The sequence below is a fragment of the Solibacillus sp. FSL R5-0449 genome, assembly GCF_037975215.1.
In the GTDB taxonomy this organism is placed as follows: domain Bacteria; phylum Bacillota; class Bacilli; order Bacillales_A; family Planococcaceae; genus Solibacillus.
In genome coordinates this window covers 2273210-2290426 of the sequence record NZ_CP150239.1, presented here as the reverse complement: position 1 = coordinate 2290426, position 17217 = coordinate 2273210, and the positions used below count along the sequence as shown (strand labels likewise).

At 39.9% G+C, this 17217-nt stretch carries 13 protein-coding genes and 1 other annotated feature; of the genes, 12 read left to right on the top strand and 1 reads right to left on the bottom strand.

Annotated elements, in window-relative coordinates; translation table 11 throughout:
* Nucleotides 1–17: 17 nt before the first annotated feature.
* The 11 genes from MKY27_RS11445 to MKY27_RS11395 all read left to right on the top strand — a co-directional run bounded on the left by MKY27_RS11445 (nt 18) and on the right by MKY27_RS11395 (nt 13808).
* Nucleotides 18–191 carry a YjfB family protein gene (locus tag MKY27_RS11445; protein ID WP_339195166.1) on the top strand — a complete coding sequence of 58 codons (174 nt, stop codon included), beginning with the start codon at nt 18–20 and terminating at the stop codon, nt 189–191.
* A 144-nt stretch (nt 192–335) separates the two neighbouring features.
* The gene (locus MKY27_RS11440; protein ID WP_339195164.1) at nt 336–2030 is read left to right on the top strand and encodes a phosphate ABC transporter ATPase; all 1695 of its coding nucleotides are present in this window, start codon (nt 336–338) and stop codon (nt 2028–2030) included.
* Between the two features lie 77 nt (nt 2031–2107).
* Entirely contained in the window at nt 2108–3541 is a 1434-nt protein-coding gene (locus MKY27_RS11435; protein ID WP_339172227.1) for an S-layer homology domain-containing protein, read from the top strand.
* A 12-nt stretch (nt 3542–3553) separates the two neighbouring features.
* Complete coding sequence (locus MKY27_RS11430; RefSeq protein ID WP_339195162.1) at nt 3554–6514, top strand: vWA domain-containing protein; 2961 nt, start codon at nt 3554–3556, stop codon at nt 6512–6514.
* Between the two features lie 345 nt (nt 6515–6859).
* The gene (hemA, locus tag MKY27_RS11425; protein WP_339195160.1) at nt 6860–8215 is read left to right on the top strand and encodes a glutamyl-tRNA reductase; all 1356 of its coding nucleotides are present in this window, start codon (nt 6860–6862) and stop codon (nt 8213–8215) included.
* Between the two features lie 139 nt (nt 8216–8354).
* Complete coding sequence (ccsA, locus tag MKY27_RS11420) at nt 8355–9182, top strand: cytochrome c biogenesis protein CcsA (RefSeq protein WP_339172221.1); 828 nt, start codon at nt 8355–8357, stop codon at nt 9180–9182.
* A gap of 23 nt (nt 9183–9205) precedes the next feature.
* Entirely contained in the window at nt 9206–10138 is a 933-nt protein-coding gene (gene hemC / locus MKY27_RS11415; RefSeq protein ID WP_339195158.1) for a hydroxymethylbilane synthase, read from the top strand.
* Nucleotides 10128–10871, top strand: a complete 744-nt coding sequence (locus MKY27_RS11410) for a uroporphyrinogen-III synthase (protein WP_339195155.1) — start codon at nt 10128–10130, stop codon at nt 10869–10871. Before hemC ends, MKY27_RS11410 begins: the two co-directional genes overlap by 11 nt.
* Nucleotides 10868–11848, top strand: coding sequence for a porphobilinogen synthase (hemB, locus tag MKY27_RS11405; protein ID WP_339195152.1), 981 nt, complete (start codon nt 10868–10870; stop codon nt 11846–11848). Before MKY27_RS11410 ends, hemB begins: the two co-directional genes overlap by 4 nt.
* A gap of 1 nt (nt 11849) precedes the next feature.
* Nucleotides 11850–13139, top strand: a complete 1290-nt coding sequence (hemL, locus tag MKY27_RS11400; protein ID WP_339195151.1) for a glutamate-1-semialdehyde 2,1-aminomutase — start codon at nt 11850–11852, stop codon at nt 13137–13139.
* 63 nt (nt 13140–13202) lie between these two features.
* Entirely contained in the window at nt 13203–13808 is a 606-nt protein-coding gene (locus tag MKY27_RS11395) for an alanine racemase (RefSeq protein ID WP_339195150.1), read from the top strand.
* 52 nt (nt 13809–13860) lie between these two features.
* Here MKY27_RS11395 and MKY27_RS11390 read toward each other — a convergent pair whose 3' ends face one another.
* Nucleotides 13861–14052, bottom strand: coding sequence for a hypothetical protein (locus MKY27_RS11390; RefSeq protein ID WP_339172208.1), 192 nt, complete (start codon nt 14050–14052; stop codon nt 13861–13863).
* Between the two features lie 117 nt (nt 14053–14169).
* Nucleotides 14170–14485 (top strand) — a binding site (T-box leader).
* A 57-nt stretch (nt 14486–14542) separates the two neighbouring features.
* Here MKY27_RS11390 and MKY27_RS11385 point away from each other — a divergent pair.
* Entirely contained in the window at nt 14543–17185 is a 2643-nt protein-coding gene (locus MKY27_RS11385) for a valine--tRNA ligase (RefSeq protein ID WP_339195148.1), read from the top strand.
* The last annotated feature ends 32 nt before the right edge of the window (nt 17186–17217 follow it).

The following is a 17217-nucleotide window of genomic DNA, read 5'->3' as shown; positions in this document are numbered from 1 at the left end:
TAAATAGGAGGTGTACTTTGGATATTGCTGCATTAGCGATGTCGATGAAACAAAATGAATTGATTCATGATGTTTCATTGGCCATGACGAAAAAAGTGATGGAGTTTCAGCAAGAAAATGCGGAACAAATAGTCGAAGTGATCGATGCGTCACACCCCGTATTAGGTAAAACAATCGATATTTCCGTATAAATAATTTCGACAACCAATGCCAATAGTCGGCAAATTTGTTACACTTATATAGGTCCTGCAACAATATTTGGGATTAAATACAAATATTTTCAGGCGTTTACTTTGATTAAAAAGAAAAGTTACTGAGAGAAGGAGGCGGAAAAATTGCTTAAAAAAATCATTACCGTATTGATGGCAATTACTTTTGCTTTAGCAATCTTACCAACAGGGCAGCAAGCTGAAGCATCAAATACATATACATTTATGAAAGCAAATTATAATGAAACCGAGGATAAGAAAGGGAATGTCACACGAACATTAAAAAGTGTCACATTAAAAAACAGCGCAGGGAAAACCGCAACATTTAATCTTGCAAATACGCAGAAATACTATATTAATAATACGCTGACAACAATTGCAGGGTTTAAAGCAGGCATGAGTGTCACGATTAAATTAAACTTAGGCAAAATTACTGAAATGCGTGGTTCTACAAATGTAGAAGGCGGTTCAATCGTCGAAAACAGCAAACAAGTAACCGGTGCTGTGACACAGATTGATCCGAACGGTTTGCAGATCCGTGTAAAAATCGATGGCTCTTCAACGAAAAATTATACAGTGACAAATAATACGGAAGTGTTCAAAGGAAACTCATCAGTAGATTTAAGCACACTTTATGTAGGAGACCGTGTCCGCTTAAAATTTGCAACAGCCAATACTTCCCGCATCGCTGAAATTACGATTATGAGCACAGCCAATATGGTAACGGAGTTATATAAAGCAGATTTAAATACAGTTAATACTAACAAAAATTCACTAAATGTTAAAAATGCCCATCCTTTACTAAACTGGCGTTTTGGAACAGTAAGAACAAAAACACAGGCAACATTCAATTTTACAAATAATACAAGCATTTATGTAGGGAATAAGAAAATTTCAAAAAGCCAACTGAAAAACTATAAAAATAGTGAACTATATTTTGTAACTAAAACTCAGTTCAGCAAAGAAGTAATCGATAAGATTATTGTATTAGCTAAAAATGAGCGTACATTCTATCAACCTATTACAAGTGTCAATCTTGGTGTAAACACGCTACAACTTAAAAACTCTTTAAAATTAAATTACCATAACGGTTCGATTTTAATCCGCAATGGCCGTTTAGTAGAACCAGAAGGCCTTATTGCGCTTGATTTAGCACAAAAACCAATCTCGACAACGGCGTTTGTATTAACGGATGGGGCGACTAAGAGTGATTATGCCCATATCGTCAATATTACAAATGATGCTTATTTAGCACCAAATCTATCGAAATACAAACTTTACTTTGGCCGAATTGATGTGGCGGATTTAGATGCTTATGAAGTGGAATTATCAGATTTACAACGCTTCGATAATCATTTCTGGAATACGGATAAATCCATTACATCATTTGCTTTCAGTAATTCAACAATCGCATCAGAACTGGATGGAACGAAGCAATTTAAAGTCATTCCGGAACTGGATCTCGATTTATATGATAATTACACAAATTCACCAAATCCATACTACGGATATTTCTTTGTAAATGATGGTCATATTGAAGGCATTCATTTTGTGCCAAATGAAAAACTGGCTACGTTAACATTAACTGGCCGTGCAAGTTCGATTAATTTCAATACGAAAAAGATATCTGTTGTTAACAGTAGCCAGTGGAGCAAGGATGGTCATTGGAGCTACCGTTCCGGTTCACTTTCACTCGACCTGTCTAAAGCGATGATTATTAAAGATGGGGAAGTTATCGACATTACTGATATTCATAAGGCAGATCATGTAACAGCGATTGCACGCTCTACATCGGAGGTCTATGTACTATTAGTGAACTAATTTAAAAAGGTGTGCGGGAGCATTTTCCCGCACACCATTTAAACTAAAATGATTTTAAAGAAATGGGGGACGAATTTGTGAGAAAGAAACTTTGCTTCACCTTCCTACTGGCATGCTCATTTTTTCTGATGCTGCTCCCTTCACTGAGTTCCGCACAATCTATTGATTTAACAGGCGGTATTAAAAATGAATATGAATATGAAGAATACTTTTTCTTAACAGGAAAGCCGATTAAATTTACAGGTACAAATAAAAATGCAACGATTTCTACGAAAGAGTCAAAAGGCAAGTTAACTGAAACATACAAGTTTACATTGGCTGGACCTAATGGAGAGAAGCTGACACGAAATTTTACGTATACATACGATGTGACGAACTATGACCAAGTAGGGCAAAGTTCGGCAACGGGTGAGGTTACTAAATTTACTGAGAAAATTACAGTTGGCGAAAGAACATTTACACTGGCGGATTATCAGCTGTCTAAAAGTACGATTACAGACAAACGGCCGGCATCCGACTATTATTCAGGCAATGCGATTGCCCGCAAAACATATACCGAAACAACAGGCCGTGGCAAAAATGCTGTGACAAAAACGATAACAGTACATGCAGATAGCCGAAACGAAGGATATGAAAACTTCTGGGGAGCTACAGAAACACAAATTACAGATTTTGAGATTGAATTTGATGACGGGACGATCGGGACAGTGAACAACAAAGTATCGACATCCAAGTCACGTACATTGGAATATAACGAAAGCGATGCATCTTTATCCAGTTTTTACGGCAACTATAAAACGATTAGCTCAGCCGATTCGCTATCGGAATATGAATATGATTTGCCTGATAGCGAGGGAACGGTCGCAAGCAATATCGATTATATGCCGAAGCTGGAAATGCTGAAAATCCCTAAATTCCGTGATTTATCTTCCAACTGGGCACGTGAGCAGATTGAAAAACTGTATTCACTTGGCATATTGGATGATCAATCGAACTTCTATTCACCAAATACACCTGTACAGCGCTACGATTTTGCAGTTGCTATTGGTAAAGCAATCGACCTTCGTGTATTGGAAGAAACGAACCGCAAAAAGACACAACCATCTATTTTTAAAGACGTGAAACGTACAGAAAAAGATTACAATTATTTAGTAGCGACTGTTGATAAAGGTGTTATTAAAGGGAAAAACCCAACGACATTTGATCCCGACGGTTTTTTAACACGCCAGCAGGCAGCAACAATTTTAGTGCGTGCACTGGGGCTGGAAGGAAAAGCGCCTGAACCGGGCTATACAACAGACTATAAAGACGACTATAAAATTACGGATTATGCACGCGATGCAATCTATGTCGCGACAGAGTTAGGATTAATGTCAGGAAGTGACGGTTATTTCAATCCGAAAGCTACATTGACACGTGCACAATCTTCTGCGATTATTGAACGATTTTTACGTTATTTAGAATCAGATTTAAAAGAGAATTACCGTGACAATATTCTGTTCTTTAACTAAGGGGTTGCAAACATGAGTAAGATGAAAAAAATAATGGCCATGCTGCTCAGTTGTCTTCTTGTATTTTCCGTAGTATTTCCGTTTGGTGCTACGGAAACGGAAGCTGCAAGCAAGAAAATTTCGGATATATCACAAAAAAATTCGAAGTATAAAGCAGCCAAGTGGACAATTGATAATGATTATTTGCAGTTGTATAAAGGCAATAAGTTCCAATCCGGCACACTCGTGATGGAATGGCAGATGCTGCAGTTTTTAGCAAAGATGGACAAAAACTATCATTTCAATACAAATGATAAAGATATGCTTTATGAATATTATGGTGATTTGAATATCCCGTTATATGGCGTGGATAATAAATCAAAGCGCAATGCCAATATTTCACGTGGCCACTTTGCAAGGCTCTATGCGGCGGTAAATGGTCTTGATTTATCCGAAATCCAGGCAGTCAGATATTTATATATGAATGAAATTACAACAGGTACAACAGGAAAACGAACTTATGAAGACTATAAGCCGACACGCAATATTAATCGCGGTGATATGGCGGTCTTCATGTACCGCATCAATCAACAAGGGAAGTTGGCGATTGAAGGCCTGGCAAGTGCTCCATCAGGCAAAGATAACAATAAAATTACATTACCTGTGAACTTTGTTGAGAGTAAGAACGGTACTGTGACGATTCCGACAACTCCGGGTAAAAACACGGATGATAAAGCGACACGTCCTGATGTTTATAAAGCGGTTAAAAAGATAAATGTAGAAAACGAAGAACTTACAGCAAACGGCGTCGATTCAACTTTAATTACGATTGATTTGCGTGATAGTTACGGTAATGACATTTCATATGATGAATCATTGGCATTTAAGGTGACTTCAAAAGCCGGGGCAAAAGTATCGGAAACGAATACAAGTACAAGCGGTCAATCAACAACAGTTTATACTGATGGACCACAGCTTAGCGTCTATGTAACGGCACCTGCTTTGACAAAATCAGTAGTCGATACAATCCGCTTTGAGATGATTAATCCATCAGAAAAATATTACACATATAAAAATCAGGTCATTGAAGCATCTGTCCGCTATGTACCGAAAGCGGAACTTCGAATTACTTATGAAGTGTTTGATCCGGAACAGACAGAATGGAACGGCGGAACGGTTGATCCTGGCGTACGCCCATTACCGGCATTACCACAAGGTGTTATAGGGACAACGACAGTACCATTTACACAAAATGGGGTTATTACCATTTCAGATTACGATCCCGATTTAAAACTGATGACAGGATCTAAATGGGAAAACTATACAACAGCTGACGGGAAACTGACTCAAGGTGAAGTTACTTCCAAGGAAATTCAGTACGGAAATGCGGATCTGAAGCTGGAAGGTCAAATTATTTCGGTTTGGCTGTTCGAACAAATTCTCGACTATATGATTGAAGGGCCAAAAGAGGAGTCTTCCTGGGGCGGTCTTGGCAGTGCTAAAGTGATGTACACGGTCAACAATGAGGGACGAGCAACATATGATTTGCAAGGTGTTATGAGTGAAGAAGACACTAAAGCATTCGATTCGATGCTCCATGCGGTCATTATTTATTTAACGGACAAGTTTTTACCGATTGCTGATCAGGTAACATTAGCACATGAAGAATCGGTAGAGGTCATTAAAGCGATGTATGATCGTTTAGGTCAAATCGACAAGAATTTATTGCGTAAAGATTATGCGGACGTAATCGGGAAGCTGGAAGGTGCCGTTGCAAAAGTTAAAGTATTACTTGCAGGAAAAGAACTGCAGCAACGTCCGGATGGTATGGATCGTTATACAAAAGTAATCATCAACCTTGTCGCACCGGGCGGGGTAATTATTACTGACTATAAAGGAACAGTGGAAGTGACATTTAACGGCAAAACACGTGTTGTATCATTTGATACAAACACGAAAGACTATAATAACGGCACAGGCAGCCGCGGCTCTGCTGTCGTATACTTTGACGATATCCTATATGGAAAATCACAAGTTAAGGCACGCTTGATCGATTTGGATCCCCGTTATGATAAAGTCATCCAGAGCCTGAAAAATACAACGGTCTCTGAACAAATCTTTGCCAATCCGCGCTATGAAAACAATTTATGTGCCGTTGAATCCGAAGTGATGTTCGTCGTAGACCACTCTGGTTCGATGAAAGCGCGAGATGCAAAAAATTATACAGCAAACAAAGTGAAGCAAACGATTAAACAAATCGGGGCAAATCCAAGTCATGTGTATCGTTTCAATAATCGACCAAATCACGAAGCGACAGATAAAGCGGATGTCGTTTCAAGTATTGACAGCTTATTGACGTACAAAAATGAAAACCGGTCGACAAATATTGTGAAAGCCCTTGAAACGGCAATCGCTAACTTCACGACAAACCAGTATACAAGTAAAGCCATTGTCCTTGTAACAGATGGTAATTCTAACAGTAACGGGCTTGAAAAAGTGCTGAATGATGCCAAAAATAAAGGGATTGCGATTCACACTGTATCGGTTGGTTCATATACAACGGTAAACGAAAAAATACTGAAAGATATTTCTTCCGAAACAAAGGGTACGTATCAAAATATTACATCGATTGAAAACCTGCACAGCTCATTGCAGGCGATTATTACAACGATTTTATGTAAAACACCTGTGATGAACAATAGTTGTTTAGTAGGAGATACAATCTTCAATAATACGGATGTGCGGATCGAAACATCAAAAGTAACTATATTAGCGGATGTGAATACTGGATGCGACAATGTAAAAGGTGTACGCGTTGTATTCATTTCACCAAGTGGCGATGTTAAATATGACTTGCCGGCACGAGGTTCTTCTCGCTATATGCATCGACCGAACCTGTATGAGTTCCCGGAATTTGATTTATATGTTGAAGTGGAATTCCAGGCACTTGATGCAACAGGAAAGGTAATAGGGACTAAAATTCATAATATGTGACAAAATAGAGGCTCACTCATAAAGTGAGCTTCTTTTTTGGTTTGAATGATTGAAATCTGTGTCGAACTTTGTTAGACTTACATTAGAATAATTCTAATTTAACAATATAAATTTCTTTTCCGAAAAGATTTCATCTTGCACGCTCTGTGACAAGATGTATTTTTCTGAAGTTAGGGTATAGATACAAAGATTTAAACATTTACTGACAATTTTAAAGTCGTTTTGGATTTAATTAAATACGTTTAGTAAATACTTTCAAAGCATGTTCACAAACTAAGCTAGAATCATGCTGTCATTATGTTACAATAAAAACTATGAATTAGAACGTGTGAGGTGTGGAGGTTCATGCATACATTAGTAGTAGGCCTGAATTATAAAACAGCGCCAGTAGAAATTCGTGAAAAGCTCTCATTTATCGAATCGGATCTTCCGAATGCTATGGAAGCGCTGCAAAAACAAAAAAGCATATTGGAAAATGTAATAATCTCTACTTGTAACCGTACTGAAATTTATGCGGTTGTCGATCAATTACACACTGGTCGCTATTATGTTAAGCAATTTTTGGCGAACTGGTTTAACATACCGATGGAACAATTTGAAGATCACTTATTCATCCGTGAAGAAGATGAGTCATTAAACCATTTATTCCGTGTAACGGCTGGTATCGATTCCATGGTGCTTGGGGAAACGCAAATTTTAGGACAAGTAAAGAAAAGTTTTTTACAAGGTCAGGAAATTGGGACAACTGGTACAGTTTATAACCAATTATTTAAACAGGCCGTAACATTCGCAAAACGCGCACATAGTGAAACAGCGATTGGGGAAAATGCTGTTTCGGTTTCTTATGCTGCCGTGGAGCTTGCCAAAAAAATCTTCGGTTCTTTAAAAGATAAGCATGTAGCCATTTTAGGTGCAGGGAAAATGGGTGAGCTTGCGATTCAAAACCTGTACGGAAATGGTGTAGGAAAAGTAACGGTAATTAACCGTACATTTGAAAAAGCTCAAAATTTGGCATCGAAGTTTGACGGTGATGCCAAAGCGATGAATGAGCTGCAATGTACGCTGCTGGAAGCGGATATTTTAATCAGTTCAACTGGGGCTACTGATTATGTCATCGATTATGACTTGATGAAAGATGTAGCGAAATTCCGTAAAGGCGATCCGTTATTTATGGTCGATATTGCAGTACCGCGAGATTTAGATCCGCGTATTGGCGATGTGCCAAATGTATTCCTGTACGACATTGATGACCTTCAAGGAATTGTACAAGCCAACTTGGCAGAACGGGAACGTGCGGCAAATGAAATTAGCACGATGATTCAAGAGGAAATCATTCAATTTAAAGATTGGTTTAATACACTTGGTGTCGTGCCTGTCATTTCTGCTTTACGCAAAAAAGCGGCATCTATTCAAGAAGAAACAATGATGAGTATCGAAAACAAAATGCCGAATTTAACGGAGCGCGAACGCAAAATTTTAAACAAGCATACAAAATCGATTATTAATCAGCTCTTGAAAACGCCGATTCTACAAGCAAAAGAACTTGCAAACGAGAAAAATGCGGAAGCACAGCTTGCTTTATTCCAGCAAATCTTCGGGATTGAAGACGAAGTGCAGCAAGAAGTACAGCAATTACGCCCGGAAGTAAAAAACAGTGAAACAGCAAAAGAGGCAACTTTAAAACCAGGTTTCTCTTATTAATTGAACAATAGCCAATAGACATTGAGCCTTATTGAAGCACTTTATTCAAATAAATCATAAGCGTTTTCGTATCTATATGGTAAAATTATAGATAGCGAAAGCGCTTTTTTTAGTAAGTTTCCATCAGGAGAAGGTGCATATGACAGAAATGGTAATGACAAGATTATATGAGCTCATGATCATTCTCTATGGGCTCTGTATCGTACTCTATTTTACAGACTACCTTTATAAAAATATGAAATTCAGACGTGTAGCCTTCTGGTTTGTTTCCATCGTCTGGGTATTGCAAACATTATTTATCGTCTTATTTATCATTGAAACGAAGCGATTTCCGATTTTGTCGTTGTATGAAGGGGTCTTCTTTTATGCATGGCTCTTAACGACGCTTTCGATTATCCTCCATTGTATAGTACGAGTTGATTTACCGGTGTTTTTTATTAATGTATTGAGCTTTGTCTTTATGACAATTCATTTATTTGCACCGCAAACTAATGATCAGATTGTTAGTGATTCATTAGTTTCAGAAATGCTGTTAATCCATATCAGTTTTGCGATTGTGTCATACGCCGCTTTTTCGGTTGCGTTTGTCTTCTCGCTGCTGTATTTAATTTTATATCGCATATTAAAGCAGAAAAAATTAACGAATTTATGGTCACGATTGCCAAGCCTGCAGCAAATGGTTAAGTGGATTAATTTATCGACCATTATTGGTATTCCATTGCTGTTAATAAGTTTAATTTTAGGGTTAGAATGGGCATTTTTAACATTAGAGGATGTTTCCGTTTTCGATGTGAAAATTTTAGGCTCGTTTATCGTATCGATTGTTTACTTAATTATCTTTTTGCTGCATCGGAAAGGAAAATTAATCGGCATGGTATATGCACAGGTGCATATCTACTTATTTTTACTCGTTGTCATTAATTTCTTCCTCGGCAGCAAATTATCAAATTTCCATCTGTGGGTTTAGCAGAATAGAAAGGTCGGAGTAACGTGAGAAAAATTATTGTAGGATCTCGAAAAAGTAAATTAGCATTAACACAAACAAACTGGTTTATTAATGAATTGAAAGAAGCTGACGTACCATTTGATTTTGAAATTAAGGAAATTGTAACAAAAGGCGACCGCATTTTAGATGTACAGCTTTCTAAAGTTGGAGGTAAAGGTCTATTCGTTAAAGAAATCGAACAAGCTCTATATGATAAAGAAATCGATTTTGCGGTGCATTCGATGAAAGATATGCCTGCTGTATTGCCTGAAGGACTGATCATCGGCTGTATTCCACCTCGCGAAGATGCACGAGATGCATTCATCTCAAATGGTCATGTAAAATTTGCCGATCTGCCAAAAGGTGCAATCGTCGGAACGAGTTCATTACGCCGCAGTGCACAATTATTACAGGCACGTCCAGATCTTGAAATTAAGTGGATTCGCGGGAATGTCGATACTCGCCTGAAGAAACTGGAAACGGAAGATTTCGATGCCATTATTCTTGCTGCAGCGGGGCTAAAACGACTTGGCTGGAGCGATGATGTCGTAACGGAATATTTAGATACAGATATTTGCCTTCCAGCTGTTGCGCAAGGTTCATTAGGAATTGAATGCCGTGCGGATGATGCGGAGCTGCTTGAACAACTGGCAAAATTAACGGATGACACAACATGGACTACTGCACATGCAGAGCGTTCATTTTTAGCTGCAATGGATGGCGGCTGCCAAGTGCCGATTGCCGGCTATGCTACAGTTGATGGTGAAACGATAACTTTAACAGGTTTAGTGGCAGCACCGGATGCTTCTGTATTTTATAAGGAAACATTAACAGGGACTGATGCGGATGCAGTGGGTAAAGCAGTTGCCGCAAAATTAACTGAGCAAGGTGCCTTTGACTTAATTCAAAAAGTAAAGGCTGAGTTAGATGCCGAGTAATGCGCTCTTAGGAAAAACATTGATTATTACAGGATCGAAGGTTGTAAGGTCAGTAGAGCAATTGATTGAGCAACATGACGGGAAAGTTTATAATTATCCATTAATCGAGACAGTAGAAAAGGTTTCGAAGGAAGATGAATTCTATTTTAGTCAATTACCTGCATACCAGTGGCTCATTTTTACAAGCCAAAATGCGGTGAAAAACTTTATCGATAAATGTATACGGCATGAGCAGTCGATTCCTGTAACAATGAAAATTGCGGCTGTCGGTGAAAAGACTGCTGCTTTATTACAGGAGCACGGCTATGAAATTCATTTTATGCCAACTGTTTACAGCGCGGATGTATTTGTGAAGGAATTTTCGATGAAGCCAGATGAACGTGCATTATTTGTCCGTGGATCGAAGGCAAAAAAGACGATTCATGAAGGTACCGGAGCAGATGAGTGGACCGTTTATGAAACCCGTCCGTGCAGAAAATATTTTTCGCAGTTAACACAATGCCTGCTGACAGAAAAACATCCGATAGTAATATTCGCCAGTCCTTCTGCGGTAGATATTTATGCTGAGCATATTGTGCCGCATGTAGAATGGCAAAATGTGAAATTTGCATCGATTGGTCATGTCACAACAGCAGCCCTTGAGAAATACGGGGTTGAGCCAATAGTGCAACCGAAAATCTATACGATGCAAGCTGTAATTGAACAGCTCATCCTGGAGGAACAGACAAAATGACAGAACTATATTTCCAACGTCACCGTCGCTTACGTCAAAATGCAGCGATGCGTGCACTTGTAAAAGAAACATACCTACAAAAAGAAGATCTAATTTATCCGTTGTTTATTATTGAAGGGGAAAATGTAAAAAACCCTGTAAGTTCAATGCCTGGCGTATTCCAATTATCTTTGGATAACTTGGCTGCGGAAGTGGATGAAATTGTAGACTTAGGTATTCGTGCGGTATTGCTTTTCGGTATTCCTAAAGAAAAGGATGCAGTCGGTACTGGTGCTTTCCACGACCACGGCATCGTACAGGAAGCGACACGTTTAATTAAAGAACGTCATCCAGAGCTTCTTGTCGTAGCAGATACTTGCTTATGTGAATTTACGGACCACGGTCATTGTGGTGTCATTGAAGGCGATCAAGTATTAAACGATCCTTCACTTGATGTGTTGGCACGTACAGCCATTTCTCAAGCGAAAGCCGGTGCTGATATCATTGCACCATCGAACATGATGGACGGGTTTGTAACAGCGATCCGTGCAGGATTGGATTCAGCAGGTTTCCAGCATATTCCGATTATGTCCTATGCGGTGAAATACGCTTCTAGCTATTACGGTCCTTTCCGTGAAGCGGCAGAAGGAGCCCCACAGTTCGGTGACCGTAAAACGTACCAAATGGATCCTTCTAATCGAATGGAAGCGATTCGTGAAGCAACTTCGGATGTTGAAGAAGGTGCAGATTTCCTAATCGTGAAGCCTGCATTGGCATATATGGATATTATCCGTGATGTAAAGAACAGCTTCCCATTACCTGTTGTGGCGTACAATGTATCAGGCGAATATTCAATGGTAAAAGCAGCTGCACAAAATGGCTGGATCGATGAAAAAGCGGTAGTAATGGAAACATTACTAGGTATGAAGCGTGCAGGTTCCGATTTAATCATTACTTATCATGCAAAAGACGTCTGTCGTTGGTTGGAGGAAAAATAATATGCGTAGTTATGAAAAGTCAAAAGCAGCATTTACAGAAGCGGTTGATTTAATGCCGGGCGGAGTAAACTCTCCTGTACGTGCATTCAAATCAGTAAACCTTGATCCGATTTTTATGGATTCGGGCAAAGGTGCAGTCATTAAAGATATCGATGGCAATGAATATATTGACTATGTCCTGTCATGGGGTCCTTTAATTTTAGGACATGCACACCCGGAAGTTGTTTCGGCTATTCAGGAACAGGCAGCTAAAGGCGCATCATTTGGTGCACCTACTGTTTCGGAAAACAAACTGGCAAAGCTTGTCATGGACCGTTTGCCTTCAGTGGAGATGATTCGTTTTGTATCATCAGGCACAGAAGCAACAATGTCTGCACTTCGTTTAGCGCGCGGGTTTACAGGACGCGATAAAATTTTAAAATTCGAAGGTTCGTATCACGGTCATGGGGATTCACTGCTTATTAAAGCAGGTTCAGGTGTAGCGACACTTGGTTTACCTGACTCACCGGGTGTTCCGGCTGATATTGCGAAAAATACTTTAACAGTTGCCTACAATGATCTGGAATCTGCAAAATTAGTATTCGAAAAATTCGGTGCCGATTTAGCCGCAGTTATTTTAGAGCCGGTTGCCGGGAATATGGGTGTTGTTCCGCCACAGCCAGGTTTCCTTGAAGGTCTGCGTAAACTGACTGAAGAAAATGGAACGGTTTTAATTTTCGATGAAGTTATGACAGGCTTCCGTGTAGACTATGGCTGTGCCCAGGAATATTACGGAATTAAACCTGACCTTACTTGTTTAGGTAAAGTAATCGGCGGAGGTTTACCGGTTGGTGCATTCGGCGGTAAGCGTGAAATTATGGAGAAAATCGCGCCTGCAGGTCCGATTTATCAAGCAGGTACATTATCAGGTAATCCGCTTGCCATGACAGCCGGCTATGAAACATTAAGCCGCCTGAACAAAGAATCATATGAATACTTCCGCAAACTGGGAGACCAGTTGGAAGAAGGTTTCCGCGCGGCAGCGACAAAATACAATATTCCGCATACAGTGAACCGTGCAGGCTCAATGATCGGTTTCTTCTTCACAAATGAAGATGTTATCGATTTTGATTCGGCGAAAAGTTCGGATTTAGAGCTGTTTGCAGAGTACTTCAAACTAATGGCCGAAGAAGGCATTTTCCTGCCGCCATCACAATTTGAAGGACTGTTTATTTCGACGGCGCATACGGAAGAACATATCGCAAAAACAGTTCAGGCATTCCATAATGTCTTTGAAAAATTAGCGAGATAATCTCATAAATAAATCATAAATTCCCTTTCTATGCATAATGTAAGCGTAGGGAGGGGATTTTTTATGCAACAGTGGGAAATGAAAGAAACATTTACATTTCCAAAGCAATTAGGAAATGTTCAAGAGAATTCTAAAATAGTAGTAGAACCAAAATGGCATGAAGAGATTAACGAAGATTCCGTTGTAGTAAGAGGCATTTATGTTGTAAAAGGAAATATTCAATTTGATCACGTAGCACGCGAGGAAGATGTTGAGGAAGGCATCTATATCGAACATATGGATATTGAAAAAGACCAAGGTTATTTCGAATACGCCCTGCCTTTTTCAGTAGATTTTCCGAATGAGGATATTGAAGCTGTTTCACTTCGCATAAATGATATTAAAGTGGAACCGAATAATGGCTACTGCTCATGTAGCTGGGCTGTCCATTGTGATGTGGAAAAGAAAGTACAAGCAATTCCTGAAGTAAAAGAACCGGCACCAGTAAAAGAAACCGTTGTGGAACAGCCAATCGTTGCCGAACAGCCTGCAGAAGAAGTACAACCCCGACTTCAAGCGGAAAAAGAAGTAGAGTCTACGCAGATGGCCCAAATCGTCCCGCATGAGCTTGATTTCCTGGAACAGTTGGCCGATGCATATAGCCGTGTGCAAATACAATTGAAAAAATAAACAAATGTTCCGTAAGATTGACCCTTACGGAACATTTTTTTGATTTAAAATTTTAAATAAAATCTGTGAGCAATAAGTAAGTGAATAAAATTAGAATGGCCAGCAATAATATATCACCCGTTGTCGGAAGGAAGACCGTTCGGATCGCCTGAAAGATCGTAATCGGCAAAATACAATGGCGCATAAAGAAACGGAATTTCCGCAGCCATGGAGGCAATAAATATGGATTGTAGTTTTTTCGCAATGTCCAGACTCCTTTTGCATAGTATATGTGAAGAGCGCAAATAACGTGTTAAAGTATATTCCCCATTCGTGCTTGATATTTCATAAAAAACAGCTTAAAATAAAGTGCAACTATATAATTGAAGCGAAGATTAGGAAGAGTACGTATGAGTTTGATGGCAAGAGAGGAAACGGCAGCTGAAAAGTTTCTCCATCAACCATGCAGAAGGTAGCCTAGGAGCTGACTTAGTGAACTAATAGTAGCTAGGATCCGGTTGAACACCGTTATCGAATGAAGTGCCGATTGGGCATTGCAACGCCGCAGATTACTGCATGCACGTTTCTTTTAAATCAAAGATCTAAAGGAAGTGTTGTCAGGTAGAAAAATGCGTGCGCTTGACTAAACCCGACCGGAAATAAAGGTGGTACCGCGAATTAACTCCCTCGTCCTTTTTTAAGACGAAGGGAGTTTTTTGATGTCCAATAATAAGTTGATAAAGGAGAGATTCATCATGTCGGAAATTACAATGCCAACAAAATATGATCCGCAACAAACTGAAGCCGGCCGCTATGAGTGGTGGTTAAAAGGCAAGTTTTTCGAAGCGGATCCAACAAGCGAAAAGGAACCATACTCTATCGTTATCCCACCGCCAAACGTAACAGGTAAGCTGCACCTTGGCCACGCTTGGGATACAACATTGCAAGATATTTTAATTCGTATGAAACGCATGCAAGGGTATGATGCGCTATGGTTGCCAGGAATGGACCATGCGGGGATTGCGACACAGGCGAAAGTTGAAGAAAAATTACGCGGTGAAGGGATTTCCCGCTATGATCTTGGCCGTGAAAAGTTCCTTGAAAAAACATGGGAATGGAAAGAAGAATATGCTTCCCACATCCGTGCACAATGGTCGAAACTAGGTTTAGGTTTAGACTATTCTAAAGAGCGTTTCACACTTGATGAAGGTTTATCGGATGCGGTAAAAGAAGTATTCGTTAAATTATACGAAAAAGGCTATATTTACCGCGGAGAGCGTATTATTAACTGGGATCCGGCTGCTAAAACAGCCCTTTCAGACATCGAAGTAATCCATAAAGAAGTAGAAGGTGCATTCTACCATATGGAATACCCGCTTGCTGATGGTTCAGGTAAATTACGCGTTGCTACAACTCGTCCGGAAACAATGCTTGGTGACTCTGGTGTAGCTGTACACCCGGAAGATGAGCGCTATGCACACTTAGTAGGAAAAACAGTTATTTTACCTATCGTAGGCCGTGAAATTCCTATCGTTGCAGATGACTACGTAGATATGGAATTCGGTACAGGTGTTGTAAAAATGACACCGGCACATGACCCGAACGATTTTGAAGTTGGGAACCGTCATGACCTGGAACGTATTTTAGTTATGAACGAAGATGGTACAATGAATGATCTAGCCGGTAAATATGCTGGTATGGACCGTTTCGAATGCCGTAAGCAAATCGTTGCTGATTTACAGGAAGCAGGCGTATTAATCGAGATTGAGCCACATGTACACCAAGTAGGCCACTCTGAGCGTACGAATGCTGTTGTAGAACCGTATCTTTCTAAGCAATGGTTCGTAAAAATGGGCCCACTTGCGGAAGAAGCATTAAAAATGCAGGCAGATGAAAACGAAAAAGTTAACTTCGTACCAAACCGTTTTGAAAACACATATAACCGCTGGATGGAAAATATCCATGACTGGTGTATTTCCCGTCAATTATGGTGGGGACATCAAATTCCAGCTTGGTACAACAAAGAAACAGGCGAGCTTTATGTAGGTAAAGAAGCCCCTGAAGATGCTGAGAATTGGACACAGGATGAAGATGTTCTTGATACATGGTTCTCATCTGCTTTATGGCCGTTTTCTACAATGGATTGGCCAAATGAAGAATCTGAAATGTTCAAGCGCTATTACCCGACAAATACGTTAGTAACAGGCTATGACATCATTTTCTTCTGGGTAAGCCGTATGATCTTCCAAGGGAAAGAATTTACAGGTGAGCGTCCATTTAAAGACGTTTTAATCCATGGTTTAGTTCGTGATGCTGAAGGCCGCAAAATGTCCAAATCACTTGGTAACGGGGTTGACCCGATGGATGTAATCGACCAATACGGTGCGGATTCACTGCGTTATTTCCTTGCAACAGGTTCATCTCCAGGTCAGGATTTACGTTACTCTACAGAAAAAGTAGAATCTACGTGGAACTTCGTAAACAAAATCTGGAATGCATCTCGTTTTGCATTGATGAACATGGAAGGCCTGACATATGAGCAAATCGATTTAACAGGTAATCTTTCAACAGCCGATAAATGGATTCTGTCACGCCTGAATGAAACAATTGACCGTGTGACAACATTATCTGATAAATACGAGTTCGGTGAAGTAGGCCGTGAACTTTACAACTTCATTTGGGATGACTTCTGTTCATGGTATATCGAAATGGCGAAATTGCCATTATACGGTGAAGACGAAGCAGCTAAATTAACAACGCGTTCAGTACTTGCTCACGTTTTAGATAACACGATGCGTTTACTGCACCCATTCATGCCTTTCGTAACAGAAGAAATTTGGCAGCACTTACCGCATGAAGGAGAGTCAATTACAGTTGCTGCATGGCCGACTGTAAATCCGGCGTTCAACTTTACTGCAGAAGCAGGCGATATGCAGCTGTTAATGGATATTATCCGTGCAGTACGTAATATTCGAGCAGAAGTGAATACACCAATGAGCAAAAAAGTACCGATGACAATTTCAGCGAAAGATGAACAAACATCGGCAGTACTTGAAGCAAACAAAGGCTATATTGAAAAATTCTGTAACCCGGATGGCTTAACAATCGGGGCTAATCTTGAAGCACCAGCACAGGCGATGTCAGCAGTTGTTTCAGGCGCAGAAATCTTCATGCCACTTGCAGGCTTAATCAATATCGAAGAAGAAATCGCACGTCTTGAAAAAGAGCTCGACAAATGGGCGAAGGAAGTAAAATTAGTTTCCGGAAAACTATCAAATGAACGATTTGTTTCAAAAGCGCCGGAAGCATTAGTAGCGACAGAACGCGAAAAACTTGCGGACTATGAAGCTAAATACGCAACAGTTGAGAAACGCATTGCAGAACTGAAAAATATGTAATGCCAAAGAGAGGTACCGTATAACGGTGCCTC

Bases quoted from the DNA above. Each gene is read 5' to 3' on its own strand.
- MKY27_RS11410 (WP_339195155.1), top strand. From the start codon at position 10,128: ATGCCGAGTAATGCGCTCTTAGGAAAAACATTGATTATTACAGGATCG.
- ccsA (WP_339172221.1), top strand. From the start codon at position 8,355: ATGACAGAAATGGTAATGACAAGATTATATGAGCTCATGATCATTCTC.
- MKY27_RS11385 (WP_339195148.1), top strand. From the start codon at position 14,543: ATGTCGGAAATTACAATGCCAACAAAATATGATCCGCAACAAACTGAA.
- hemB (WP_339195152.1), top strand. From the start codon at position 10,868: ATGACAGAACTATATTTCCAACGTCACCGTCGCTTACGTCAAAATGCA.
- MKY27_RS11395 (WP_339195150.1), top strand. From the start codon at position 13,203: ATGCAACAGTGGGAAATGAAAGAAACATTTACATTTCCAAAGCAATTA.
- hemA (WP_339195160.1), top strand. From the start codon at position 6,860: ATGCATACATTAGTAGTAGGCCTGAATTATAAAACAGCGCCAGTAGAA.
- hemL (WP_339195151.1), top strand. From the start codon at position 11,850: ATGCGTAGTTATGAAAAGTCAAAAGCAGCATTTACAGAAGCGGTTGAT.
- MKY27_RS11430 (WP_339195162.1), top strand. From the start codon at position 3,554: ATGAGTAAGATGAAAAAAATAATGGCCATGCTGCTCAGTTGTCTTCTT.